The sequence below is a fragment of the Isoptericola chiayiensis genome (assembly GCF_013149805.1).
GTDB classification, from domain to species: domain Bacteria; phylum Actinomycetota; class Actinomycetes; order Actinomycetales; family Cellulomonadaceae; genus Isoptericola; species Isoptericola chiayiensis.
This window is the reverse complement of sequence record NZ_JABEZT010000009.1, coordinates 66,410-89,182: the sequence shown is the minus strand read 5'-3', so window position 1 is coordinate 89,182 and position 22,773 is coordinate 66,410. Positions and strand designations below refer to the sequence as shown.

Genomic DNA, 22,773 nt, shown 5'->3' with positions numbered 1-22,773 from the left:
GTTCGCCTACGTCACGGAGTTCTTGCCTACCTCGGCGGGAGCGCGGGGCGTCGAGGGCCCGTCCGGACGCGCGACGCCGTCGCCCTGCTGGGCGTTGCGGGCCGCGGCGTGGAACGCCAGGATCTGCAGCTCGCCGGCCACGTCCACGCTGCGCACGACGACGTCGTCGGGCAGCTGCAGCGCCACCGGCGAGAACGACAGGATCTCGCGCACCCCGCAGGCCACGACCCGCTCGGCCACGGCCTGCGCCGCCGAGCCCGGCGTGGCCAGGATGACCATCGACACGTCCCGCTCGCCCAGCACCCGCTCGAGCTCGTCCACGTGCTCGACCACGAGCCCCGCGGCCTCCCGCCCCACCACCGACGGGTCCGCGTCGAGCAGCGCCACCAGGCAGAAGCCCCGCGCGGCGTACCCGGAGTAGTTCGCCAGGGCGTGCCCCAGGTTGCCCACCCCGACGATCGCCAGCCGGTGCTCCGACCCGAGCCCCAGTGCCGCCGCGATGTACGACGACAGCGACTCGACGTCGTACCCCACGCCGCGGGTGCCGAACGAGCCCAGGTAGGACAGGTCCTTGCGCAGCTGCGCCGAGCCCACCCCCGAGCGTTCGGCGAGCTCCGACGACGACGTCGTGTCCACCCCCTCGCGCGTCAGGTCGCGCAGCGCGCGCAGGTAGTACGGCAGCCGCGCCACCGTCGCCGCGGGCACCGTCACCTCTCCGATCTCGATCACGTCCGCTTCCCTCCCGGGCCCCGATCGAGCCGCCGCGCCAGCCGCGCCGCATCGACCCGCCAGAAACCCTGCTGCACGCCGTCCACCTCGACGACGGGCACGTAGTCGCCGTACCGCTCCACCAGGCCCGGATCGGCGTCGATGTCGACCTCCCGCCAGGCCTCCCCCGCGTCCGCGCACACCGCGGCGACCACCCCCCGCGCGTCGTCGCACAGGTGGCAGCCGGCCCGGCTGTACATCACCACCCGGGCCGGTCCTTCGGGTGCGGTCGAGGGCCTGCTCACGAGCACAGCGTATCGGCGCGGATACAGTGGGCGGCATGTCGTCCCACGCCGAGCTTCCGGAACGCCCCCGGACGGCCGCGTTCTTCGACGTCGACAACACGATCATCCGCGGCGCCAGCGCGTTCCACCTGGCCAGAGCGCTGTACCAGCGGAAGTTCTTCGGTACCGGCGACCTGGTGCGGTTCGCGTTCATCCAGGCGAAGTACCTGCTGTTCGGCGAGTCCCGCTCCCAGATCGAGACCGTGCGCAACAAGGCGCTGTCGCTCATCGGGGGCCGGTCCGTCGCGGAGATCACCGCCGTCGGCGAGGAGGTCTACGACACCGTCCTCGAGCTGCGCATCTTCCCGGGCACCAAACGACTCCTCGACGAGCACATGGCGGCCGGCGACGAGGTCTGGCTGGTGACCGCCACGCCGGTGGAGATCGGTGGGCTCATCGCCCGCCGCCTCGGTGCCACCGGCTGCCTCGGCACCATCGCGGACCACGAGAACGGCTACTACACCGGTGCGCTCGTCGGCGACCTCATGCACGGCGAGGCCAAGGGGGCGGCGGTGCGGGAGCTGGCCGAGCGCGAGGGCATCGACCTCGGCGGGTCGTACGCGTACGGCGACTCGCTCAACGACCTGCCGATGATGCGGTCGGTGGGCCACCCCTGCCCGATCAACCCGGACGTGCGGCTGCGCCGGTTCGCCAAGGACGTCGGCTGGCCGATCCGGGAGTTCCGGGGTCGCAGCCAGCGTGTGGCCGGGCGCGGTGTGCGCACGGCCTCGTGGGCCGGCGCGGCCTGGGTGGCGGGCCTGGTGCTGCGCGCCGCGCAGCGGGGGGTCCGACGGCGGCTGCGCGGCCGCTGAGCGACCGGAGCGTCGGGACGCGATCCCGGCAGGTCCACTGGCCGACCGCCCGATCCCCGACGGGCAGGGCAGCTCCTTCCCGGACGGCCGGAACATGCGACGAGCCCGGCACCCTCGCGGGGAGCCGGGCTCGCGGGTGCCCGCCGGACGGCGGGCGGAGCGTCACTTCTTGTTGCGACGCTGGTGACGAGTCTTGCGAAGCAGCTTGCGGTGCTTCTTCTTCGCCATACGCTTGCGGCGCTTCTTGATGACGGAGCCCATATGGTCCTCACAATGCGGTCGGGTGGTGGAGCACGGTTGGTCCTGAGTCCTGTGACCAGGTGCTGCCGACCAACACGAAAAAGTCCGTCCCTCAGGATACCGGATCGCCGACGGTGCTCCGAACGGAGCGTCCATGCCCTCGGTCACGGCGGACGCCACCGGGGCTGTCAGTCCAGGTAGGGGTCCCGACCGATCTCGGGAAAGACGTGACGGCGGGTGGCCAGGACCGCGCGGTCGGTGGCGTCGGAGGGGTCGTAACCCTCGGACCACCGCTGCCAGGGGACGGCGCCGCGGCCGAGGGTGCGCGCGGCGGGCAGCCCCGACATCTCCTCGGCGGCCTGCCGCCACGACTCCGGCAACGGCACCTTCGCCTCCAGCGGCGCGTGGGCCGCCTCGGCCACCAGCGACGACCACACCAGCGGCACGACGTCGACGACGGCGTAGCCCCCGCCGCCGAGCGCGACCCACCGCCCGTCGCACAGCTCGTGGGCGAGGTCGTGGATCCAGCGGGCGGCGGTCCGCTGCGCCTCGACGCCCACCGACAGGTCCGTCAGCGGGTCGTTGCCGTGCGCGTCGGCGCCGTGCTGGGAGACGATCGCGTCCGGGGCAAACTCGCGGAGCACCGTGGGCAGCACGGCGTCGACGGCGCGCAGCCAACGGGCCGAGTCCGTGCGCGGCGGCAGCGCGATGTTGACCGCCGCGCAGTGCGTGGCCCACGGCCCGGTGTCGGCCGGGTTGCCGGTGCCGGGGAACAGGGTGTGCCCGTCCTGGTGCACCGAGAAGGTCAGTACCCGCGGGTCGTCCCAGAAGATCGCCTCGACGCCGTCGCCGTGGTGGGCGTCGATGTCCACGTAGGCCACCCGCTCGGCCCCGTGGTCGAGCAGCCGCTGCACGGCCGCGGCGGCGTCGTTGTAGATGCAGAACCCCGACGCCGCGCCCCGCTGGGCGTGGTGCATGCCGCCGGCGATGTTGAGCGCGTGCTGCGCCGCACCCGTCCAGACGGCGTCCGCCGCGGCGACGGACGCTCCGACCAGGTGGGCCGCGGCGTCGTGCATGGCGGGGAAGATCGGGTCGTCCTCGGTGCCGAGACCTCGCGCGGGGTCCGGTTCGCCCGTGGCCGCCGCACGGCGGACGGCGGCGACGTACTCGGCGTCGTGCACGGTCTGCACGACGGCGTCGCTCGCCGGCTTGGGTTCGACCACCTCGAGGGTGGGCTCGCGCAGCAGGCCGAAGGCCTCCACGAGCCGCATCGTCAGGTCGAGCCGGGCGGGCGCCATGGGGTGCCCGTGGCCGAAGTCGTAGCGCAGGAGCTCGGGGCTCCACAGCAACCGGGCGACGGACATCCCGCCACGGTAGCCGAACCCGTGGCAGGCTGGGCGCCACGCCTGCCGGACGAGACGAGGAGGGACGCGCCGCGTGGCTCGATCGCTGCAGGACCGCGCGACGTCGCTGCGCGAGTGGGTGGACCGCACCGCCCGCGAGTACCCCGCCCGCCTCGCGATGACCGTGTTCGCGGCCGTCATCACCCTGTTCACCCTGCTGCTCCTGCCCCCGTGGGCGACGTCGACCGGGGAGGGTGCACGGTTCGTCGACGCGCTGTTCACCGCGACGTCGGCCGTGTGCATCACGGGACTGACCGTCGTCGACACGGCGCTGTACTGGTCCGAGTACGGCCGGGCCGTGATCCTCGTGGGCATCAAGGTCGGCGGGCTCGGCGTGATGACGCTGGCCTCGCTGCTCGGGCTGGCGGTGTCGCGGCGCATCGGCCTGACGCAGAAGCTGCTGACGGCGTCGGAGACCAAGACGGGCACCACACGGCTGGGCGAGGTCGGTTCGCTGATCCGCCTGATCATCGTGGTCTCGACGTCGATCGAGCTGGCCATCGCCGTGATCCTCCTGCCGCGGTTCATCGCCCTGGACGAGAACCTGGGCCTGGCGGTGTGGCACTCGACGTTCTACGGCGTCTCGGCGTTCAACAACGCGGGCTTCGTCCCGACGGCGGACGGCCTGCTGCCCTACGCCTCGGACTGGCTCGTGATCATCCCGATCACGCTCGGCGTGTTCGTCGGGGCGCTGGGTTTCCCCGTGATGCTGAACCTGCTGCAGGCGCGCCGGTACGGCCGGCGCTGGGTCCGGCACCTGTCGCTGCACACCAAGCTGACGATCACCACGAGCGTGGGCCTGCTGGTCGCCGGGTTCGTGACGATCGGCGCGATGGAGTGGGCCAACCCGGCGACCCTGGGCGGGCAGGACCTGCACACCAAGTTCCTGTCCGCGCTGTCGGCGTCGGTGATGCCGCGCTCGGGCGGGTTCAGCACGTTCGACGTCGGGGAGATGCGCTCGGAGTCCTGGCTGATCACCGACGCGCTGATGTTCGTGGGCGGTGGTTCGGCGTCGACCGCGGGCGGCATCAAGGTCACGACCCTGGCGGTCATGCTGCTCGCCATCGTCGCCGAGGCCCGCGGCGACCGGGACATCGACGTGTTCGGCCGGCGCATCCCGCGAGACACCCTGCGGCTGTCGATCGCGGTGGTGTTCATCGGCGCGACGATGGTGCTCGTGTCGTGCATCGCCCTGGTGCGGATGACGGACTTCTCGCTGTCGGAGATCCTGTTCGAGGTGATCTCGGCGTTCGCGACGGTGGGGCTGTCGACGGGCATCACGCCCGACCTGCCCGACGGCGGCAAGTACTGGCTGTGCGCGCTGATGTACCTGGGGCGCGTGGGCACCATCTCCGTCCTCGGCGCGCTCGCCCTGCGGGACCGGCGCCGCGTCGTACGCTTCCCCGAGGAGCGCCCGATCATCGGTTGAGGCGGAGGTGAAGCAGAGGGTGGGACCGAGGAACGAGGAGCCGCCCGACGCGGAACCGCAGACTCGACCGACAACAAGCACCGGGTGAGAGAGGACCACCGTGGCAGACAAGAAGGCACGTGAGCGCGACGCGGGCGTGCTCGTCATCGGGCTCGGCCGGTTCGGCTCGTCCCTGGCGACGACGCTGGACCGGCTCGGGCAGGACGTGCTGGCCGTCGAGACGGACGACCGTCTGGTCACGCAGTGGTCGGGTCGGCTCCCGCTGGTGCAGGCGGACGCCTCGAACCCGGAGGCGCTCGAGCAGCTGGGGGCCACCGACTTCGGTGTGGCCGTGGTGGGTGTCGGCACGGAGCTGGAGGCCTCGGTGCTCATCACCGGCAACCTGGTGGACCTGGGCACCCCGCAGATCTGGGCCAAGGCGATCTCCGCCGAGCACGGCCGCATCCTGACCCGGATCGGCGCGCACCACGTGGTCTACCCGGAGTCCGACGCCGGGTCGCGGGTGGCGCACCTCGTCAGCGGCAAGATGCTCGACTACATCGAGGTCGAGGACGGCTTCACGATCGTCAAGATGCGCCCGCCGCGGGAGATGCAGGGGTTCACCCTCGCCCAGTCGGACATCCGCAAGAAGTACGGGATCACGGTGATCGGCGTGAAGTCGCCGGGGATCGAGTTCGCGTACGCGACGCCGGAGACGCGGGTCAGCGCCAACGACCTGCTGGTCTGCTCCGGGCACGCGGACCTGCTGGAGCGCTTCTCCGCGCGGCCGTGAGCACGCCGTGAGCGCCTGGTGAGCATCGACCGGCAGGACGGCGGCGGCGACGGGCCCCGCCCTCGGGTGGTGCTCGTCTGCGGGCCGGCGGGGTCGGGCAAGTCGACGCACGCGCGCCGGCTGGGCCGCGACGGCTACGTGGTGCTGTCGTTCGACGCCGCCGCCTGGTCGCGCGGCCACCGGCACCATCCCCTCGAGGCCGACGTGGCGCTGGAGGTGCACGCTCTGCTGCAGCGGGAGCTGCTGGCGCGTCTCGCCGCGGGTGACCGCGTCGCGGTCGACACCTCCTTCTGGTCGCGGGCGTCCCGGGACGGCTACCGGGCCCTGCTGCGCCCGCTCGGTGTCGAGCCGGTGGTGCACCATCTCGACACGCCGCGCGCGGTGGTCCTGGAGCGGCTGGCCCGACGCCGGAACGCCGGCCCGGACGACGTCGTCGTCCCTCCCGAGCGCGCGGCGGCGTATCTCGACGGCTTCGAGGCGCCCACGCCGGACGAGGGTCCTCTCGTCACCTTCCCGGGTGGCCCGCCGTGCGGTACAGTCGAACTAAATTCCTCGCCTGAGGAAAAGTGAGACGGACGAAGGAGCTCTCCCGTGCGTGCCATGATCGTCAAGGAGTTCCGCGAGCTGCGCCGCGACCGGCGCACGGTCGCGATGCTCGTCGCCCTGCCGCTGCTCATGCTGGTGATCTTCGGCTACGCCGCGAACTTCACCGTCGACGAGCTCAAGGTGGCCGTCGTCGGCGACCAGGCGGAACAGGCCGAGCAGCAGATCACCGAGCAGATCCCGGCCGACGCCCCGGCCACGCTGGACCTGGTCGACGTCGACCCGGACGCCACCGCCGCCGACGCCCGTGACCAGCTCCAGGACGACCACGTCGACCTCGCGATCCTCACCGGGGAGGCGACCGAGACCGACGACGGCCGCCCCACCGTGCTCATCGACGGGTCCAACCTGTTCGCCGCGCAGAGCGCCTCGGTCCTGGTCGCCCAGCTCGGTGACCGGGTCGACTCCGAGATCCTCTACAACCCCGACCTCGAGACGTCCTGGGTCATGGTGCCGGCCATCATCGGCCTGATCCTGACGTTCATCGGCACGATCATCACCAGCATCGGCCTGGTCCGTGAACGCGAGGCGGGCACCCTCGAACAGCTCGCCGTCATGCCGTTGTCCCCCACCTCGGTGGTGCTCGGCAAGATCACGCCCTACTTCCTGCTCGCCTGCTTCGACATGGTGCTGGTCACGCTGCTCGGCGTGTGGCTGTTCGGCGTGCCGTTCAACGGGTCGGTGCTGCTCTTCGCCGTCGGGGCGGCCATCTTCCTCTTCGCGGTGCTCGGCATCGGGGTGCTGATCTCGACCGTCTCGCAGACCACCGGACAGGCCGTGCAGGTCGCGCTGATGACGATGCTGCCGCAGATCCTGCTGTCCGGGATGATCTTCCCCCTCGACGCCATGGCCGCCGGGGTGCGCTGGATCGGGTACGTGCTGCCGCTGACCTGGTTCGTCGAGCTGTCCCAGGGCGTCATGCTGCGCGGCGCCGGATGGGACTCGCTGTGGCTGCCCGTGGCGATCCTGGCCGTGATGGCCACCGTGGTGTTCGGCGTCGCGGTGCTGCGCCTGCGCCGCGACATCGCTCCGGCGAAGGCGGCCCGCTGATGGCCGGGGTCCGCGACCTCACGGTCGAGCTGGGCGGCACGACGGCGCTGGCCGGCATCAGCGTCGAGGTCCCGCCGGGAGAGGTCACCGCCCTGGTCGGCGGGGACGGCGCCGGCAAGACCACGCTGCTGCGCGCCATGCTGGGCCGCGTGGCCGCGAGCCGCGGCACGGTCGACGTCCCGCCCGCCGCGCGGATCGGCTACGAGCCGTCCACCTCCGGCGTGTGGCCCACCCTGACCGTCCAGGAGAACGTCGAGTTCGTCGGCGCCGCGTACGGCATGTCCGACGGCGCCGTCCGCTCCCGCGCCGACGAGCTGCTGACCACCGCCGGCATCGCCGACGCCCGCACCCGCCTCGGCCGGGACCTGTCCGGCGGGATGCGCCAGAAGCTCGGCTTCTGCCTGGCGATGCAGCACTCCCCCGACCTGCTGCTCCTCGACGAGCCGTCCACCGGCGTCGACCCCGTCAGCCGGATCGAGCTGTGGCGGCTCGTCACCGCCGCCGCGCAGGGCGGGGCCGCCGTGCTCATGACCACCACCTATCTCGACGAGGCCGAACGGGCCGCCACCGTCGTGGCCCTCCAGGACGGCGAGGTGCTCGCCGCCGGCGACCCGGCCACCGTCGTCGACGCCGTGCCGGGCACCGTGTCCGTGAGCGACTCCCCTCCGGGCGACGGACGGACCTGGCGCCGGGGCCGCACCTTCCACACCTGGACCCCGGCCGACGGCGAGGTCCCGGGACGGGCCGTCACGCCCGACCTCGAGGACAGCCTCGTCGCCCTGACGCTCGCCCGGACGGAGGAGACCCGATGACCACGCTCGTCGCCGCCGACGGCGTCACCAAGCAGTTCGGGGCGTTCACCGCCGTCACCGACGTGTCCCTGTCCGTCGCACCCGGCGAGATCGTCGGACTGCTCGGGTCCAACGGCGCCGGCAAGACCACGCTGCTGCGGATGCTCCTCGGTCTCGAGGCCGCCACCAGCGGGCACGTGGAGGTCTTCGGCGAGGCGCCGGCCGACTCCGACCGCCACGCCCTGGGCTACGTCCCCCAGGGGCTCGGTCTGTCCCAGGCACTGAGCGTGCGGCAGAACGTCGAGTTCGTGACCGCGACGTTCTCCGCACGCAGCGTGCCCGACCTCCCGCCGGCGCTGGCCGCCGTCGCCGACGAGCCGGTGGGCCGGATCGGGCTCGGCCGGCAGCGCCAGCTCGCCTTCCACTGCGCGCTGCTGCACTCCCCGCGCCTGCTGGTGCTCGACGAACCGACGTCCGGCGTCGACCCGCTGGCCCGGGCCCGCCTGTGGGACACCATCCACGCGCAGGCCGACGCCGGGACCGGGGTGCTGGTGACGACGCACTACATGCAGGAGGCCGAGCAGTGCGACCGTCTGGTGATCATGTCCCGCGGACGGGCCGTCGCCCGCGGCACCGTGGAGGACATCACGGCGTCCACGCGCACCGCCGTCGTGCACGCCGAGGACTGGGCGGCGGCCTTCGCCGCGCTGGACGACGCCGGGCTCCCGGTGGTGCTCACCGGGCGGACCAGCCGGGCGGCGGGGACGGAGCCCGACGTCGTGCGTCGCGTCCTGGAGGAGGCGGCGGTGCCCGCGGAGGTCACCGAGCAGCCGGCCACCCTGGAGGAGACCATGGTGCTCATCGAGCAGGAGGCACGGGCGGGAGGTCACCGGTGAGGTAGCGCTGCAGGTTGGGGCCCACGAGCACGGCCAGGTCGTCGGCCGGCAGGCTGGCGACGGGCTCGACGCCCACCACATAGCGCAGCATCATCAGCCCGGCCACCTGGGACCCGGCGAGCGCCGAGCGCAGCTCGGCGTCGGAGACCTCCAGCCGGCGCACGATCGGTCCCAGCACCTCGGCGCCCAGGAAGTGCTGCAGCAGCGTCCGCAGCCCCGGGTCGGCCATGATCGCCGGCACCACGACGCGCACGGTGGCCCCGCCGTCCGCGTCCCACATCTGCGTGACGGACCGCACCAGCCGTTCGCCGAGTCCCTCGACGGGCCCGTCCGCGGCGGCGCGCGCGACGGCCGACGGGTCGATGTCGACCAGCCCGAGCGTCGCCGCGAACAGCTCGGCCTTGTCGGTGAACCAGTGCCGCACCGTGCCCGGGTCGACGCCGGCCCGACGGGCCACACCCCGCAGGGACACGGCCTCGTAGCCGCGCTCGTCGAACTCCGCGCGGGCGGCGTCCAGCACGACGCTGCGGGTGCTCTGGCCCGCGGGACGGCGGCCGCGGCGCGGCTGGTCGGTCATCGGGGCGCGTTCAGCCGAGCTCGTCGGCCAGCTCGCGCGAACGGTCGCGCGCCGCCTCGAGCGCGGTGAGGAACGCGGCGCGCACGCCGCCGTCGTCGAGCCGCTTGAGCGCCTGGATGGTGGTGCCGCCGGGCGAGGAGACCTTCTCGCGCAGGATCGCGGGGTGCTCGCCGGTCTCGTCCAGCAGGCGGCCGGCGCCGAGCACCGTCTGGACGGCAAGGCTCCGGGCGACGTCCCGGGTCAGGCCGAGCAGCACGCCGGCCTCGGCCATCGCGTCGACCACGTAGAACACGTACGCCGGCCCGGATCCCGCGAGCGCCCCGAACGCGTCGATCTCTTTCTCGGTGATGCGCAGCGTGCGCCCGGTGCCGGCGAGCAGGGCCTCGACGAGCGCGACGTCGTCCTCGCCGGCGGTCTCGCCGGGCACGACGGCGGTGACGCCCGCGCCGACCTGGGCTGGCGTGTTGGGCATGGTGCGCACCACGGGCTGGCCCGCGGGCAGGTGGCGGGCGTACAGCGACAGCGGCAGGCCGACGGCGACCGAGACGACGACGGCGTCGGGGGCGAGGGCGTCGGAGACGGCGTCGAGCATCGCGGCGACGTCCTTGGGCTTGACGCCGACGACGACGATCCGGGCGTCGCGCACGGCCGCGGCGTTGTCCGTCGTGGTGCCGACGCCGTACCGCTCGGCCAGCTCCTCGCCGCGGGCGGGGCGGCGCACGGTGGCGACGACGTCGGACGGCGCCAGCCCGGACGACAGCGCTCCGGAGAGCACCGCCTCGGACATGGTGCCGGTGCCGAGGAACGCGACCCGGGTCCCGGCGATCTGCGTGCTCACGTGCTGTCTCCTCACATCGGGAAGGTCTCGTAGAAGTCCTGGACGAGCTGGTCGGGGCCGGTGGCCTGGAACACGGCGGTGTCGTTGCGCCAGGTCACCACGGACGTGCCGGCGGCCTCTCCCGGGGAGACGGCGTAGGGGCCGACGGTCTCCCCGCCGACCGTGACGTCCCCCTCGACGGTCGGTTCGGCGACGGAGTCCAGGATCGCGGTGTGGGCCTCGGCGGCCTCGTCGGCGTCCACCCACTGCCCGGCGGTGAGCGCGACCTGCTCCCCGCCGTCGGACCCGTCGGTGTAGGGCACGTCCCAGGCCTCGACGGCGCCGGCACCCTCGACCCACTCGGCGTTCTCGGCCGGCTCGCCGCGCACGAGCGCCAGCGCGGAGTCCGGCATGGCGGACACGAAGTCGGTGGCGCCCTCGGGCAGCGGTTCGGCGTCGGCGGTGGGGGTGGGCGGCGCCGCGGTGACGGTGACGTCCGGCAGCGGCTCCGGCTCGGGGCGGGCGAACCCGGGCCACCAGAAGGCGGTGACGACGGCGATCGCGGCGATCAGCACGAGCGCGAGCACGGCGACGACCTTGCGACGGCGCACGACGGCGGCTCGTGAGTTCTTCTGGTGCACGCGCTCCCCCGGGGTCCGGAATCCGGGGGACATGTACCCCGGCCTCTGGTCGACCATCGACGTCCTCCTGCTCTGCGTCCCCGCCGGTCCCGCCGACGGCGGCGTCGCGGAGCAGCCTACGGCCTCCGCGGTGCCCTCGGGCCGATCGTCCGCGGCCCGTCGCGCACCTGGTGTCGGTGCCTGGCCGTAGCGTGCCCCGCGTGAGCACCACGACCTCGGCCCGCGCCTCCCGCAAGTCCGCCAAGCCCACCTTCCGGTGCAGCGCGTGCGGCTGGACCACCGTGAAGTGGGTGGGGCGGTGCGGGGAGTGCCAGGAGTGGGGCACGGTCTCCGAGGACGGCCCGGCGTCGGCGGGGCCGCGCACGACGGCGGTGCACCCGGTGCGTTCCGCGGCCCGACCGATCGCGGAGATCGACGTCGACACGGCGCGCGCCACCCCGACGGGGGTGACGGAGCTGGACCGTGTGCTCGGAGGCGGGCTCGTGCCCGGCGCCGTGGTGCTGCTCGCCGGGGAGCCCGGCGTCGGCAAGTCGACGCTGCTGCTCTCGGTGGCCTCCGGCATGGCGCGGGGGGCCGACGGCGGTCCGCGCCCGGTCCTGTACGTCACCGGGGAGGAGTCGGCCGGGCAGGTGCGGCTGCGCGCCGAGCGCATCGGGGCGCTGGCGCCGTCGCTGCTGCTGGCCGCCGAGACGGACCTGGCCACGGTGCTGGGGCACCTCGAGGCCGCCGACCCGGCCCTGCTGGTGGTCGACTCGGTGCAGACCATCGCGTCGGCGGAGGTCGACGGGCTGCCGGGCGGGGTCAGCCAGGTGCGGGAGGTGGCGGGCGCGCTCATCGCCGCGGCCAAGGAGCGCCAGGTCCCGGTGCTGCTGGTCGGGCACGTCACCAAGGACGGCACGGTGGCCGGGCCGCGCACGCTCGAGCACCTGGTCGACGTGGTGTGCCAGTTCGAGGGTGACCGGCACTCGCGGCTGCGCATGGTGCGCGCGGTCAAGAACCGGTTCGGGCCGACCGACGAGGTCGGCTGCTTCGACCTGTCCGAGTCGGGCATCGAGGGCCTCAGCGACCCGAGCGGGTTGTTCCTGTCGCACCTGGGGGCGGGCGTGCCCGGCACCTGCGTGACGGTGACTCTCGAGGGTCGGCGGCCGCTGGCGCTCGAGATCCAGTCGCTCGTGGCGCCGTCGTCCCTGGCGAACCCGCGGCGTGCCACCAGCGGCGTGGAGTCGCAGCGCCTGGCCATGATCCTGGCCGTGCTGCACCGGCACGCCGGGCTGCGGCTGGCCGATCACGACGTCTACGCCTCCACCATCGGCGGGGCCCGGGTGACCGAGCCGGCGGCGGACCTCGCCACCGCGCTGGCGATCGTCTCGGCACGCTCCGGCGAGGCGCTGCCGTCGGGCACCGTCGCCGTGGGCGAGGTCGGCCTGGCCGGGGACATCCGGCCGGTGACGGGCCTGGAGCGGCGGCTCACGGAGGCGGCCCGGCTCGGCTTCACCCGCGCCGTCGTGCCCGCAGGGACCGCGGCCAAGGCGCCCGCCGGGCTGCACGTCGCCGAGGCCCGGCACATCGCCGAGGCCGTCGAGCTCGCCGCCGCGCCGACCGGGGCGGACGGGTCCGCCCGTAGCCGTGGCCGGAACTGAGCGAGCACGTAGAATCCACCCCGTGGCTCCGTCCTACCCGCACCCCGACGCCCGACTCCGGGAGACCCTCGCCGCGGTCGCGCCCGGCACCGAGCTCCGCGACGGCCTCGAGCGGATCCTGCGGGGCCGTACCGGCGCGCTGATCGTGCTCGGGCTGGACCGCACGGTCGAGGAGATCTGCTCCGGCGGGTTCGTCCTCGACGTCGAGTTCTCCGCCACCCGGCTGCGCGAGCTGTCCAAGATGGACGGTGCCGTCGTGCTCGACCGGGACGCCACCCGCATCCGGCGTGCCGCCGTCCAGCTCCTGCCGGACCCCACGATCGAGACCAGCGAGTCCGGCACCAGGCACCGCACGGCCGAGCGCGTCGCCAAGCAGACCGGGCTGCCGGTGGTCTCGGTCAGCCAGTCCATGCGCATCGTCGCCATCTACATCGGCGGCATGCGGCACGTCCTCGAGGACTCCGACACCATCCTCGGACGCGCCAACCAGGCGCTCGCCACGCTCGAGCGGTACCGCTCCCGCCTCGACGAGGTCTCCGGGACGCTGTCCGCGCTGGAGATCGAGGACCTCGTCACCGTCCGGGACGTCTGTGCCGTCGTGCAGCGCCTGGAGATGGTGCGCCGCATCTCCGACGAGATCGACGGCTACGTCGTCGAGCTCGGCACCGACGGCCGGCTGCTCGCCCTGCAGCTCGACGAGCTCATCGGCGGCATCGGGTCCGACCGCGACTTCGTCGTGCGCGACTACGTCGACACCGAACGTTCCGGGCGCAGCATCGCCGACGTGCACGCCGACCTCGCCAAGCTCGACTCGGCCCAGCTGCTCGACCTGTCCCAGATCGGGCGCATGCTCGACCTGCCGGGCTCCGGCGTCGCCCTCGACGCGGCCGTCGCGCCGCACGGATACCGCCTCCTGTCGAAGGTCCCGCGCCTGCCGTCCACGATCATCGACCGGCTCGTCGCCCACTTCGGCGGGCTGCAGAAGCTCCTCGCCGCCAGCGTCGACGACCTCATGAGCGTCGACGGCGTCGGGGACCAGCGGGCGCGCGCCGTGCGCGAGGGGCTGTCGCGGCTGGCCGAGTCCAGCATCCTCGAGCGCTACGTGTAGTCGGCCGGAGACCTCAGGCGGGACGCGGCGGCGCGCCCAGCACGCAGAACTCGTTGCCCTCCGGGTCCGCGAGGCACACCCACGGCACGTCCCCCTGTCCGACGTCGGCCTCCGTCGCGCCCAGCGCGCGCAACCGAGCGACCTCCGCCGCCTGGTCGGCGCCCGGCTCCGGCAGCAGGTCCAGGTGGGTGCGGCTGCGCACCCCGGCCAGGTCGTCCGCGCGGACCAGCTCGAGGTACGGGCCGACGCCGGCCGGCGAGCGCAGGCGCACCAGGTCCTCGGACGCCTCGTGCACGCCCCAGCCCGACGCCTCGCCCCAGAACCGGGCCAGCGTCCGCGGGTCGCGGCAGTGGACCACGACCGCCGCGACCGGCCCGGTGTCGCGGTAGACGTCGCGGGGCTCCAGCACGCAGAACACGTTGCCCTCCGGGTCCGCCAGCACCGTCCAGGGCACCTCACCCTGGCCGACGTCGGCCGGCGTGGCACCGAGCCCGACCAGGCGCGCGACCAGCTCCGCCTGGTGCTCCCGGGAGGTGGTCGCCAGGTCGAGGTGGGCGCGGTGGCGGACCGTCCCGGGATCCGGCACCCGGACGACGTCGACGACCAGCGCGGTCGGGTCCGGCCAGGCGAAGCCGACAGGCTCGACGTTGACGACACCCGGCGCCTCCACCGAGGTCCCCCAGCCCAGGGCCTCAGCCCAGAACCGGCCCAGGGCCGCCTCGTCTCCGGCCTTGACGTTCACCTGCACGAGTCGAAGTCCCATGGACCGGAGGCTAGGCGCCCGAGGAGTCCTTCGCGGGACCCTTGTCGCCGCCGCCGTCCTCGTCCTGGCCTCGCGACTTGTCGTTCGATGAGTTCTTCTCATCCGAGGACTTCTTGTCGCCCGAGGACTTCTCCGCGTCCTGCGCCGGCTGGTCGGAGCTCTCGTCGGACTGCCCGTCAGACTTCTTCTGCGAGCTCTTGTCCGAGCTCTTGTCCGACCCGCCGTCGGCCTCGCCCTCGTTCTTCGACCCGGGCTCCGGCTCGGGCTCCGGTGCGGCGGCCACCGTGACCTCGAACGGATCGCTGGACGCCCCGACGTCGGGCAACGTCAGCGTCGCGGCGTACTCGCCCGCCGGGACCTTCCCCGACCCGCCGCACCCCGGAGCGGACCGCGAACCCGTCCACCGGGCCGTCGCCTCCCACACCTCGTCCGGGCCGAGGAGGAGCAGCTCCTCACCCGTCCCCGCGCAGTCGGCCGAGGACCAGAGCTGCTTGTCCCCGTCGGCCGCCGTCACCGTGACCTGCATGCTCGATCGGTGCCCGTCCAGCAGGCAGGGCACCCGGCCGACGTTCGTCACGCGCATCGTGAACGGGATCGAGTCGCCCAGGGTGAACCCTGCGGTCGGGCTGCCGAGGTCGAGCGACACCATGGACGGGTCGCACGTGTTCGCCGGGCCGGCCGGGTCGAGCGGCGTCGGCGGCGCCTCCTTGGCCGCCTCGAGCACCGGGGTCGGCTCCGGCCAGGCGGAACGGACCATGTCCACCGCTCGTCCGATGCCGTACCCGGCCCCCGCACCCGCTCCGACCAGCAGCCCCACCACCAGCAGCACGAGCACCGTGCGCTGACGACGTCGGCGGCGTCGCCGCAGGGTGGCCGCGGTCGGCCGCTTCGCCGTCGGGCGAGGACGTGGCGTCGCGCCAGGCGCCACCAGCCGGGACGCGGTCACCGTCCGGGAGTCACCGGCGCGCCCCCGGTTCGCACCACCGCGGGCGGCCCCGGTGCCGGCGCCACGCCCGGTGCCGCGGGTCGCGGTCGCACCTCGGGTCGCACCGCGCGTCGAGGCGCTCCGTGCCCCGGCACCGCCCGACCGGGCCGACGACGTCGCACGCCCCTGGGCCCGCGCCCCCGAGCCCGAGCCCGAGCGAGGCGCCGGCTTCCTCGCGCCGCTCTGCTGGGCGGCGGGCGCCGCTTTCCGAGCGGTGGACTGCTTGCCCGACTGCTTCCCGGCTCCTGCCTGCTTGCCGGCTCCGGACCTGGCCGCTCCGGACTGCTTGCCCGACGCCGTCCGGCCCTGTCCGCCGGAACCGCGCGCCGGGCGTGCCGACGTCGACCGTGCCGACGACGACGCCCCGGACCGGGATGTGGACGCCGACCGGCCCCCACGCGCGGCGCCGCCGCGTCCCCGGTCCTTCGATGTCGCCACGATGGCCCCCTGCTCGGTCTGGTCCTGCCCTGCGCCACGCTACGTGCTCGTCCGGACCGCTCCGAGCAGCCGCGCCGACGTTCGGCGCACCCTGTCCTGCCAGGCACAATGGTCGACCGTGGAGGCACTCGTCGAACCGGTCACCGCCTGGTACGGCCACGCCGCGCGGGACCTGCCCTGGCGGCGTCCGGACTGCACCCCGTGGGGGGTGCTGGTCAGCGAGGTGATGCTGCAGCAGACGCCCGTCGTGCGCGTCGAGCCGGTGTGGCGCGAGTGGACGGCACGCTGGCCGCGACCCGCGGACCTGGCCGCCGCGCCGACGTCGGACGTGCTGCGCGCCTGGGGACGCCTGGGCTACCCGCGCCGCGCGCTGCGGCTCGCCGACTGCGCACGGGCGCTCGTCGAGCGGCACGACGGCCAGGTACCGGCCGACGAGGAGCATCTGCGGGCCCTACCGGGGGTCGGCGAGTACACGGCGGCGGCGGTGCGGGCGTTCGCTTTCGGGCGACGGTCCGTGGTGGTCGACACCAACGTGCGCCGCGTGCAGGCGCGGGCGGTGACCGGCGTCGCCCTGCCCGCGCCGTCGTACACCGCGGCCGAGCGCGCCCTGGCCGTGTCGCTCACCCCGTCCGGCGACGCGGACGCCGCGCGCTGGGCGGCGGCGTCCATGGAGCTCGGCGCCCTGGTGTGCACCGCGCGGGTGCCGCGCTGCGGGGTGTGCCCCGTACGGGACCGGTGCGCGTGGCGGGCGGCCGGGTTCCCGCCGGACGAGCACGCGGCACGACGGCGGACCCAGGCGTGGCACGGCACCGACCGGCAGGTGCGCGGCCGGGTGATGGCGGCGCTGCGCAGCGCCGACGGGCCGGTCCCCCGGGCGCTGCTCGCCGACGCCGGACCGGAGGCACAGCTCGACCGGTGCCTCGCCGGGCTGATCGAGGACGGGCTCGCCGAGACCGACGAGGCGGGGCGCTACCTGCTGCCCGCCTGACCCCTCTCCCCGAGGGAGGCAACTTCTCCGCGGGGTAGGCAACGTTCCCCCGAGGTAGACCAGGCCGGCGCGAGGTCGGCCTACCTCGGGGAGGGTCAGTCGGTCACCCGCCACGGCCCCCAGGACGACGCCCCGGGCTCCTGGTTGCGCGTCCACCACTGCGCCTCGTAGCGGTTGCCCCCGTGGACCACGACGTCGCCCGCGGTGAAGATGCGCGACGACGTCCACACCGCCGTGCCGTCCTCGGCCGTGGCGATCTCCTGCCACGAGCCCCACGGCGAGGCGCCCGGCGTCTCGGTGGTCCACCACGACGCCCGGAACAGTGCGCCGTCGAGGGTCACCTCGTCACCCTCGGTGTAGACCTCGCCCTCGACCCACGCCGGCGCACCCAGCAGGGCGATCTCGTAGACCGTCTCGGCCGCCCCGTCCTCGGCCGTCACCGTGATCGTCGTCGTGCCCGGCACGGATGCGGCGTCGGAGACCTCGACCTCGGCGTACGGGTCCGTCGCCGTCGCCTCGACGGCCGGGACCTCGTCCACGACCAGGTCGTAGGACGCCGTCCCGGGTGCGAAGTCGTCCAGCACCGTACCGTCGGCGGAGATGGACGACGCCGTGGCATCCGTCCCGACTCCCGGCACCTTGGCCAGCACCTCGATCTCGCTGACGATCATGTGCGTGTCGGTGTCGTTCTCCAGCACCACCCGCACCGCGTCGGTCCGCACGTCCGCCGGAACCTCGACGACGGGCGCGGCACCCTCCGAGGTGACCTCGACGGTCTCACCGACCGGCTGCCAGGCGCCGTCGACCAGCGCCTCGACGGTCAGCCGCTGCGCCCAGCTCTCCCACGACCCGTCCCTGTAGAAGTGGGTGACCACCCCGGTGACGTCGCGCGCCTGCGGCAGCGTCACCGTCAGGGTGTCCGTGGTGTTCTTCGCGCCCGAACGCCAGTTGGACCAACCCTTGTCGTCCTGGTCGCCGTTGACGACGCGCGACGCCGGGTAGCCCGGCTCGGTGTAGGTCGCGTCCGCGGTCGTGCCGTCGGCCAGGGCCGCGTTCGCCGCGCCGGGCTCGGTGACCTGCACCCGCACGGTGGCGGCCAGCTCCGCGCCCGCTCCGGCGTCGGCCGACCCGGTGAGCTCCACGACGCCGACCTCGTCGAACGCCCCGGCGGGCGCGTCGACCCAATCGACCGGGCGCTCGACCTCGGCCCCGCCCTCGGCGACGGCCGTCACCGTGCCGGGCAGCTCCGGGGTCCCACCCGCATAGGCCTTGGCGCGTGCCGGCAGGGTCGAGACGAGCGTGTCGACGACGACGGTCGCGGTCGCCGCGACCGAGCCACCGGCGGGCACCGCCACCGTGCCGGAGACGTCGACGGTCCCGGCCTCGGCCCACGCGTCGTCCCCCGGCACGTCCCACGTCACCGGCAGGCCGCCGCGAGCACCGTCGGGGTACACCGGGGTGACGGTCGACGGGAGCTCCGGTGCGACGCCGGGCGTGGTGAACACCTCGACGGGCTCGGTGGAGAGCACGGTGTCGTCCACCAGCTCCCACCGCTGGTTGGCACCGGAGTTGGGTCCGTAGGTGCCCACCGGAGCGCCGTCCGTCGTCGCCTGGCCACCGACCTCGACCAGCGCGCCGGTCGCGGCGTTGACAAGGGTGACGGTGCCGTCGCCCGGTGTGGACAGGATCCACCGTGCCGACGCCGGCACGCCCCCGGAAGCCTCCTCGAGGACCGGGGTGCCGTCGTCGGACACGGCGACCCGCTCCCCCGTCGCCGCCGGGACGAGCGCGTACCGGGTGCGGTGCGAGCCGTCGCCCTCGGGGGCGCCGAGCTCCTGCAGGCGCCAGAGCTGCCCGGCGTCGGCAGCGTCCGGGGTGCCGATCTGCAGCGAGCCCTCCGCCGACGGCTCCAGGTCCAGCCCGGACTGGACCCCGCGCAGGCGGTAGGTGTGGTCCTCCTGGACCAGGGCGACGTCGTCGGCCACCCCGGACACGCCGTCGACGACGAAGGTCGTCACCGACTCGGCCGGCACCGTCAGCGTGGCAGCCGAGTCGGAGACCGCGACGGGCTCGCCCTCGACGAGGTAGCCGTCGACGCTGGTGGTCACCGGCGTGACCGAGGCGCCGTCGGCGACGTCGGCGAACCCGGACAGGTCGAGCGTCACCGCCTGCTCGGACGTCTCGTCGTTGACGTGCACCACCGTGGCGCCCGTCCCGTCACCGCGCACCGCCGCGGTGCTCGAGGTGTCGTCCACCGCCACGAGGCGGTCGCCCGGGGCGATGTGGTGCGTGAAGTTCTGGGTCACCCAGTACTTGGTGTTGGTGTAGATCGGGCAGGTCTCCAGGGTGTCGGAGTCCGTGCAGGAGAAGGACAGCTGGATCTCGCCCCAGTTGCCGCCCTCGGGGCTCTCGCCGCCGGGAGCCATGTTGTCGTAGTCCTCGACCGGCTGCCAGAACACCCAGGCGGACGGTTCGAGCTCACGCAGGTCGTCCACGATGTGCTGGGCGCTGCCGAGGCCCGACTCCATGGACTCGAAGTCCTGGCCGGTGCTCGACCAGGACCCTCCGACCTCGCTCATCCACAGCGGCTTGTCGGCACCCTTGGCCAGGTCGCGCACGGTCGTGCGCTGCCCGGTGCCGTAGGTGTGGACGTTCATCTGGTCCACCAGGTCGCGGACCTCGTCGGGGTAGGCGTTCCAGTTGGTGGCGAACCGCCCCGGGTTCGTCTCGTCCATCGCGGAGATCCGCGTGTCGGTGGTCGCCCCCTCCAGCGCCTCGGCGACCGCCGGGATCACCTGCGCCTGCAGGCCGGGCGACATGTGCGCGCCCTCCTGCCGGCCGCCGGTGGGGTTGCCGTCCGCGCCGAGCTGGGTACCCCAGTAGTCGGTGTTGGGCTCGTTGAAGGGGTCGAGGGTGTCGACCTCGATGTCGTGGGCGTCCTCCAGACGCTCGGTCGCGCCCACGAGGTAGGCGGCGAAGTCGTCGATGCTCTCGACCTTCAGCTGGTCGTCGTTCGCGTCGAAGCCGCCCGAGACGTAGCCGGACTCGGTCATGAACCAGGGCGGGGAGTTGCTGAAGGTCTCCCAGTGCGTGACGTCGTCCTTGATCCGGTCGACCCACCAGCGCTGCGTCGCGTCGGCGTCGGCGTCCCAGTGGTCCGGGTTCTCCGGGTCCCACCAGTCCACGTCGTCGCGGGTGGTGCCCTCGGGGGCCGACCACCAGCCGTCCACGTCGGCGCCGGCGCGCAGGTAGTCCGGGACGTCGGGGGCGTTGCCGCCGCCGATGTTGTAGCGGGCGATGTTCAGGTTGAGCCCTTCGTCGCCGAAGAGCATGTCGGCGAGCCGGTTCCTGATCTCGTCGGGGTAGTCGCCGGTCGCGTTGGCGAACCACACGAGGCTGGTCCCCCAGCCCTCGAACGGCTCGCCCGCGTACGACGGGTCGGGCCGCACGGTGACGGACGGCAGTTCCTCGGCAGCGTTCGCCACGGGGCTCGGCGGCGCTGCGGGTGCCGCGAGACCCGCGGCGGCGGACCCGGTGGCCGCGACCAGGCCCAGGGCGGTCAGTCCGCCGGCCAGGCGCGTCGCGCCCCGTCGTCGACGGGGATCGTTCCTCGTACCGCTCATCGGTGAGCTTCCTCTCGCTTCGGTGCGATCAGGGGGTCGACGCCGCGGTCGGCGGCGCGGCCGGTGGCGCCCCGCGGACGGGGCGCCACCGGAGATCAGGCGGGTCGGCGCAGCACGACGACGCCGCGGGGCTGCAGGTGGTCGGGTCCGGCGTCGTCCCCGGCCCCGGTGCTGGCCAGGACCTCGCCGTCGACACCGGCGAGCGGCAGGGCCCGGTCGGTGCGGTTGACGAGGAACCAGAACGCGGCGTCCTCCCGACGCCGTACGGTGAGCTCGACGTTCCCGCGCAGGGGGGCCTGCAGCTCGCTGGTCACGCCTGCCTCCGACAGCATCCGCTCGACGACGGGCACCAGCCCCTCGCGTCCGAGCCGCGTGGCGACGTAGGCGGCCGAGCCACGGCCGACCGGACGACGGGTGATCGCCGCCCGGCCGGTGTACCGCCCGTCGGCGTAGGAGGCCAGCACCTCGACGTCCTCGGCGACCACGTCGACCGGGTCGGCCCACAGCGTGCCGACCGAGCCGTCGTCGAGTCGGACCTCGTCGCCGTCGCGCAGCGGGGCGAACTCCTCGACGCGGATGCCGAGCAGGTCCCGGAAGGCGCCGGGATAGCCGCCCAGCCAGATGTGGTCGTCGATGTCCACGACGCCGGAGAAGTAGGTCGTGACCAGGTGGCCGCCGTTCTCGACGAACACCTGCAGGCCCTTGGCGCGCTCCGCCGAGACCATGTGCAGCACCGGGGCGACGACCACGTCGTACCCGTCGACGTCGGTGGCCGCGGGGACCACGTCCGCCCGGTGGCCCGCGGCGAGGAGCGCGGAGTACCAGTCCAGGGCTTCCTGGCGATACCGCAGCAGCTCGGTGGGGTGCGAGTCGAGCTCGCTCGCCCACCAGGACTCCCAGTCGAACAGGATCGCCACCCGCGCGCGGTCCCGGCCCGCACCCACCACGGGAGCCAGGCCGGCCAACGTCTCACCCAGGGCCACGACGTCCCGGAACAGCCGGCTGTCCTGGCCGGCGTGCGGCACCATCGCCGAGTGGTACTTCTCCGCACCCGCCGCGGACTGCCGCCACTGGAAGAAGCAGACCGCGTCGGCGCCGTGCGCCACGTGCGTGAGCGAGTCGCGCGCGAGCTCGCCCGGCAGCTTGGGGGTGTTGATCTCCTGCCAGTTCACCGCCGAGGTCGAGTGCTCCATCAGGAACCAGGGGGCACCGCCCGCCACACCGCTGGTGAGGTTCGCGGAGAACGACAGCTCGTCCATGGCCTGCGGGCCGGGGTGGACGTAGTGGTCGTTGGACACGAAGTCGATCTCGGGCGCCCAGGTCGGGTAGTTCATGGCCTGGGTCTCCCCCATCACCATGAAGTTGGTGGTGACGGGGATCTCCGGGGTGATCCGGCGCAGGACGTCACGCTCCGCGCGCAGGTGGTCGACGAGGGCGTCCGAGGAGAACCGCTTGAAGTCGATCTGCTGGGTGGGGTTCGGGTACGACGCCGCGATCCGCGGGGGCAGGATCTGCGCCCAGTCGGTGTAACGCTGCGACCAGAACGCGGTGCCCCAGGCCTCGTTGAGCCGGTCGAGCGTGGTGTAGCGCTCTTGGAGCCACGTGCGGAACGCCGCCGCGGCGTCGTCGGAGTAGTCGTGGGCGTTGTGGCAGCCGAGCTCGTTGCTGACGTGCCACGCGGCGAGCGCCGGGTGGTCGCCGTACCGCTCCGCCATCTTCTCCACCAGCGCGAGCGCGTACCGGCGGAACACCGGCGAGGTGGGGCGCCACTGCTGGCGCCCGCCGGGCCACAGGGTGTCCCCGGTCCGGGTCTCGGGCAGGACCTCGGGGTGCAGGGCCGTGAGCCAGGGCGGCGGTGACGCCGTCGCGGTGGCGAGATCGACGCTGATGCCGTGCGCGTGCATGAGGTCCATGACCTCGTCCAGCCACGCGAAGTCCCACTCGTCCGGGCCCGGCTGCAGCCGGGCCCACGAGAAGATCGCGACGGACACGACGTTGACTCCGGCGGCCCGCATGAGCCGGGCGTCCTCGGCCCACACCTCGCGCGGCCACTGGTCCGGGTTGTAGTCGGCGCCGTAGCCGATCCGTGGCTCGCGGGCGAGCTCGGGTCCGCCGAGCAGTCGGCGTGCGTCGGTCATGGATGCT

General features: G+C 73.7%; 21 protein-coding genes. 10 read left to right on the top strand and 11 right to left on the bottom strand.

The window, feature by feature from the left end; all coding sequences use genetic code 11:
* Positions 1–6: 6 nt before the first annotated feature.
* Complete coding sequence (locus tag HDG68_RS14685) at positions 7–729, bottom strand: redox-sensing transcriptional repressor Rex (protein WP_172153378.1); 723 nt, start codon at positions 727–729, stop codon at positions 7–9.
* On the bottom strand, positions 726–968 hold the full coding sequence (locus HDG68_RS14680; RefSeq protein ID WP_172153471.1) for a glutaredoxin family protein: 243 nt from the start codon (positions 966–968) through the stop codon (positions 726–728). Before HDG68_RS14680 ends, HDG68_RS14685 begins: the two co-directional genes overlap by 4 nt.
* 80 nt (positions 969–1,048) lie before the next feature.
* On the opposite strand from HDG68_RS14680, the gene HDG68_RS14675 reads away from it, so the two are divergent.
* A complete protein-coding gene (locus HDG68_RS14675; RefSeq protein WP_172153376.1) occupies positions 1,049–1,864 on the top strand; it encodes an HAD family hydrolase in 816 nt (271 codons plus the stop codon).
* 162 nt (positions 1,865–2,026) lie between these two features.
* On the opposite strand, the gene HDG68_RS14670 is transcribed toward HDG68_RS14675, so the two are convergent.
* Together HDG68_RS14670 and HDG68_RS14665 are read right to left on the bottom strand one after the other, a co-directional pair.
* Positions 2,027–2,125 carry a 30S ribosomal protein bS22 gene (locus HDG68_RS14670; protein WP_003792170.1) on the bottom strand — a complete coding sequence of 33 codons (99 nt, stop codon included), beginning with the start codon at positions 2,123–2,125 and terminating at the stop codon, positions 2,027–2,029.
* 167 nt (positions 2,126–2,292) lie between these two features.
* Positions 2,293–3,468: an acetoin utilization protein AcuC gene (locus HDG68_RS14665; RefSeq protein ID WP_172153374.1), complete on the bottom strand. Its 1,176-nt coding sequence runs from the start codon at positions 3,466–3,468 to the stop codon at positions 2,293–2,295.
* A 73-nt stretch (positions 3,469–3,541) separates the two neighbouring features.
* Between HDG68_RS14665 and HDG68_RS14660 the strand changes: the two genes are divergently transcribed.
* The 6 genes from HDG68_RS14660 to HDG68_RS14635 all read left to right on the top strand — a co-directional run bounded on the left by HDG68_RS14660 (position 3,542) and on the right by HDG68_RS14635 (position 9,048).
* The gene (locus tag HDG68_RS14660; protein ID WP_343037604.1) at positions 3,542–4,936 is read left to right on the top strand and encodes a TrkH family potassium uptake protein; all 1,395 of its coding nucleotides are present in this window, start codon (positions 3,542–3,544) and stop codon (positions 4,934–4,936) included.
* 100 nt (positions 4,937–5,036) lie between these two features.
* Entirely contained in the window at positions 5,037–5,708 is a 672-nt protein-coding gene (locus HDG68_RS14655) for an NAD-binding protein (protein WP_172153372.1), read from the top strand.
* An 18-nt stretch (positions 5,709–5,726) separates the two neighbouring features.
* Complete coding sequence (locus tag HDG68_RS14650) at positions 5,727–6,278, top strand: P-loop nucleotide/nucleoside kinase family protein (RefSeq protein WP_343037603.1); 552 nt, start codon at positions 5,727–5,729, stop codon at positions 6,276–6,278.
* 30 nt (positions 6,279–6,308) lie between these two features.
* Complete coding sequence (locus HDG68_RS14645) at positions 6,309–7,361, top strand: ABC transporter permease (RefSeq protein ID WP_172153468.1); 1,053 nt, start codon at positions 6,309–6,311, stop codon at positions 7,359–7,361.
* Positions 7,361–8,173, top strand: a complete 813-nt coding sequence (locus HDG68_RS14640) for an ABC transporter ATP-binding protein (protein WP_172153370.1) — start codon at positions 7,361–7,363, stop codon at positions 8,171–8,173. Before HDG68_RS14645 ends, HDG68_RS14640 begins: the two co-directional genes overlap by 1 nt.
* On the top strand, positions 8,170–9,048 hold the full coding sequence (locus HDG68_RS14635) for an ABC transporter ATP-binding protein (protein WP_172153368.1): 879 nt from the start codon (positions 8,170–8,172) through the stop codon (positions 9,046–9,048). The genes HDG68_RS14640 and HDG68_RS14635 overlap by 4 nt, the downstream gene beginning before the upstream one ends.
* Here HDG68_RS14635 and HDG68_RS14630 read toward each other — a convergent pair.
* The 3 genes from HDG68_RS14630 to HDG68_RS14620 are packed head-to-tail and all read right to left on the bottom strand — an operon-like array spanning position 9,011 to position 11,140.
* Complete coding sequence (locus HDG68_RS14630; RefSeq protein ID WP_172153366.1) at positions 9,011–9,625, bottom strand: TetR/AcrR family transcriptional regulator; 615 nt, start codon at positions 9,623–9,625, stop codon at positions 9,011–9,013. The two genes, HDG68_RS14635 and HDG68_RS14630, sit on opposite strands and share 38 nt — an antisense overlap.
* 10 nt (positions 9,626–9,635) lie before the next feature.
* Positions 9,636–10,463, bottom strand: coding sequence for a pyrroline-5-carboxylate reductase (gene proC, locus HDG68_RS14625; protein ID WP_343037602.1), 828 nt, complete (start codon positions 10,461–10,463; stop codon positions 9,636–9,638).
* Between the two features lie 11 nt (positions 10,464–10,474).
* Positions 10,475–11,140, bottom strand: a complete 666-nt coding sequence (locus HDG68_RS14620; RefSeq protein WP_172153364.1) for a hypothetical protein — start codon at positions 11,138–11,140, stop codon at positions 10,475–10,477.
* Between the two features lie 143 nt (positions 11,141–11,283).
* Here HDG68_RS14620 and radA point away from each other — a divergent pair, with 143 nt between their 5' ends.
* Positions 11,284–12,723: a DNA repair protein RadA gene (gene radA / locus HDG68_RS14615; protein ID WP_172153362.1), complete on the top strand. Its 1,440-nt coding sequence runs from the start codon at positions 11,284–11,286 to the stop codon at positions 12,721–12,723.
* 22 nt (positions 12,724–12,745) lie between these two features.
* Positions 12,746–13,831, top strand: a complete 1,086-nt coding sequence (disA, locus tag HDG68_RS14610) for a DNA integrity scanning diadenylate cyclase DisA (RefSeq protein ID WP_172153360.1) — start codon at positions 12,746–12,748, stop codon at positions 13,829–13,831.
* Positions 13,832–13,844: 13 nt separating this feature from the next.
* On the opposite strand, the gene HDG68_RS14605 is transcribed toward disA, so the two are convergent.
* A complete protein-coding gene (locus HDG68_RS14605) occupies positions 13,845–14,594 on the bottom strand; it encodes a VOC family protein (RefSeq protein WP_172153358.1) in 750 nt (249 codons plus the stop codon).
* A 10-nt stretch (positions 14,595–14,604) separates the two neighbouring features.
* Complete coding sequence (locus HDG68_RS14600; RefSeq protein WP_172153356.1) at positions 14,605–15,429, bottom strand: hypothetical protein; 825 nt, start codon at positions 15,427–15,429, stop codon at positions 14,605–14,607.
* Between the two features lie 706 nt (positions 15,430–16,135).
* Between HDG68_RS14600 and HDG68_RS14595 the strand changes: the two genes are divergently transcribed.
* Complete coding sequence (locus HDG68_RS14595; protein WP_343037601.1) at positions 16,136–17,005, top strand: HhH-GPD family protein; 870 nt, start codon at positions 16,136–16,138, stop codon at positions 17,003–17,005.
* A gap of 95 nt (positions 17,006–17,100) precedes the next feature.
* Here the strand turns inward: HDG68_RS14595 and HDG68_RS14590 are convergent, their stop codons facing one another.
* Both HDG68_RS14590 and HDG68_RS14585 read right to left on the bottom strand, forming a co-directional pair.
* On the bottom strand, positions 17,101–20,628 hold the full coding sequence (locus tag HDG68_RS14590) for an Ig-like domain-containing protein (RefSeq protein WP_246254044.1): 3,528 nt from the start codon (positions 20,626–20,628) through the stop codon (positions 17,101–17,103).
* A 95-nt stretch (positions 20,629–20,723) separates the two neighbouring features.
* Positions 20,724–22,766 (bottom strand): beta-galactosidase, encoded by a 2,043-nt coding sequence (locus tag HDG68_RS14585; protein WP_172153352.1) that lies wholly within the window; start codon positions 22,764–22,766, stop codon positions 20,724–20,726.
* Between the last annotated feature and the right edge of the window lie 7 nt (positions 22,767–22,773).

What these genes read in the sequence shown, in the direction of transcription:
- HDG68_RS14680 (WP_172153471.1), bottom strand. Translation starts at nt 968, where the DNA reads ATGTACAGCCGGGCCGGCTGCCACCTGTGCGACGACGCGCGGGGGGTG.
- HDG68_RS14675 (WP_172153376.1), top strand. Translation starts at nt 1,049, where the DNA reads ATGTCGTCCCACGCCGAGCTTCCGGAACGCCCCCGGACGGCCGCGTTC.
- HDG68_RS14670 (WP_003792170.1), bottom strand. Translation starts at nt 2,125, where the DNA reads ATGGGCTCCGTCATCAAGAAGCGCCGCAAGCGTATGGCGAAGAAGAAG.
- HDG68_RS14665 (WP_172153374.1), bottom strand. Translation starts at nt 3,468, where the DNA reads ATGTCCGTCGCCCGGTTGCTGTGGAGCCCCGAGCTCCTGCGCTACGAC.
- HDG68_RS14645 (WP_172153468.1), top strand. Translation starts at nt 6,309, where the DNA reads ATGATCGTCAAGGAGTTCCGCGAGCTGCGCCGCGACCGGCGCACGGTC.
- HDG68_RS14640 (WP_172153370.1), top strand. Translation starts at nt 7,361, where the DNA reads ATGGCCGGGGTCCGCGACCTCACGGTCGAGCTGGGCGGCACGACGGCG.
- HDG68_RS14635 (WP_172153368.1), top strand. Translation starts at nt 8,170, where the DNA reads ATGACCACGCTCGTCGCCGCCGACGGCGTCACCAAGCAGTTCGGGGCG.
- HDG68_RS14630 (WP_172153366.1), bottom strand. Translation starts at nt 9,625, where the DNA reads ATGACCGACCAGCCGCGCCGCGGCCGCCGTCCCGCGGGCCAGAGCACC.
- HDG68_RS14620 (WP_172153364.1), bottom strand. Translation starts at nt 11,140, where the DNA reads ATGGTCGACCAGAGGCCGGGGTACATGTCCCCCGGATTCCGGACCCCG.
- HDG68_RS14605 (WP_172153358.1), bottom strand. Translation starts at nt 14,594, where the DNA reads ATGGGACTTCGACTCGTGCAGGTGAACGTCAAGGCCGGAGACGAGGCG.
- HDG68_RS14590 (WP_246254044.1), bottom strand. Translation starts at nt 20,628, where the DNA reads ATGAGCGGTACGAGGAACGATCCCCGTCGACGACGGGGCGCGACGCGC.
- HDG68_RS14585 (WP_172153352.1), bottom strand. Translation starts at nt 22,766, where the DNA reads ATGACCGACGCACGCCGACTGCTCGGCGGACCCGAGCTCGCCCGCGAG.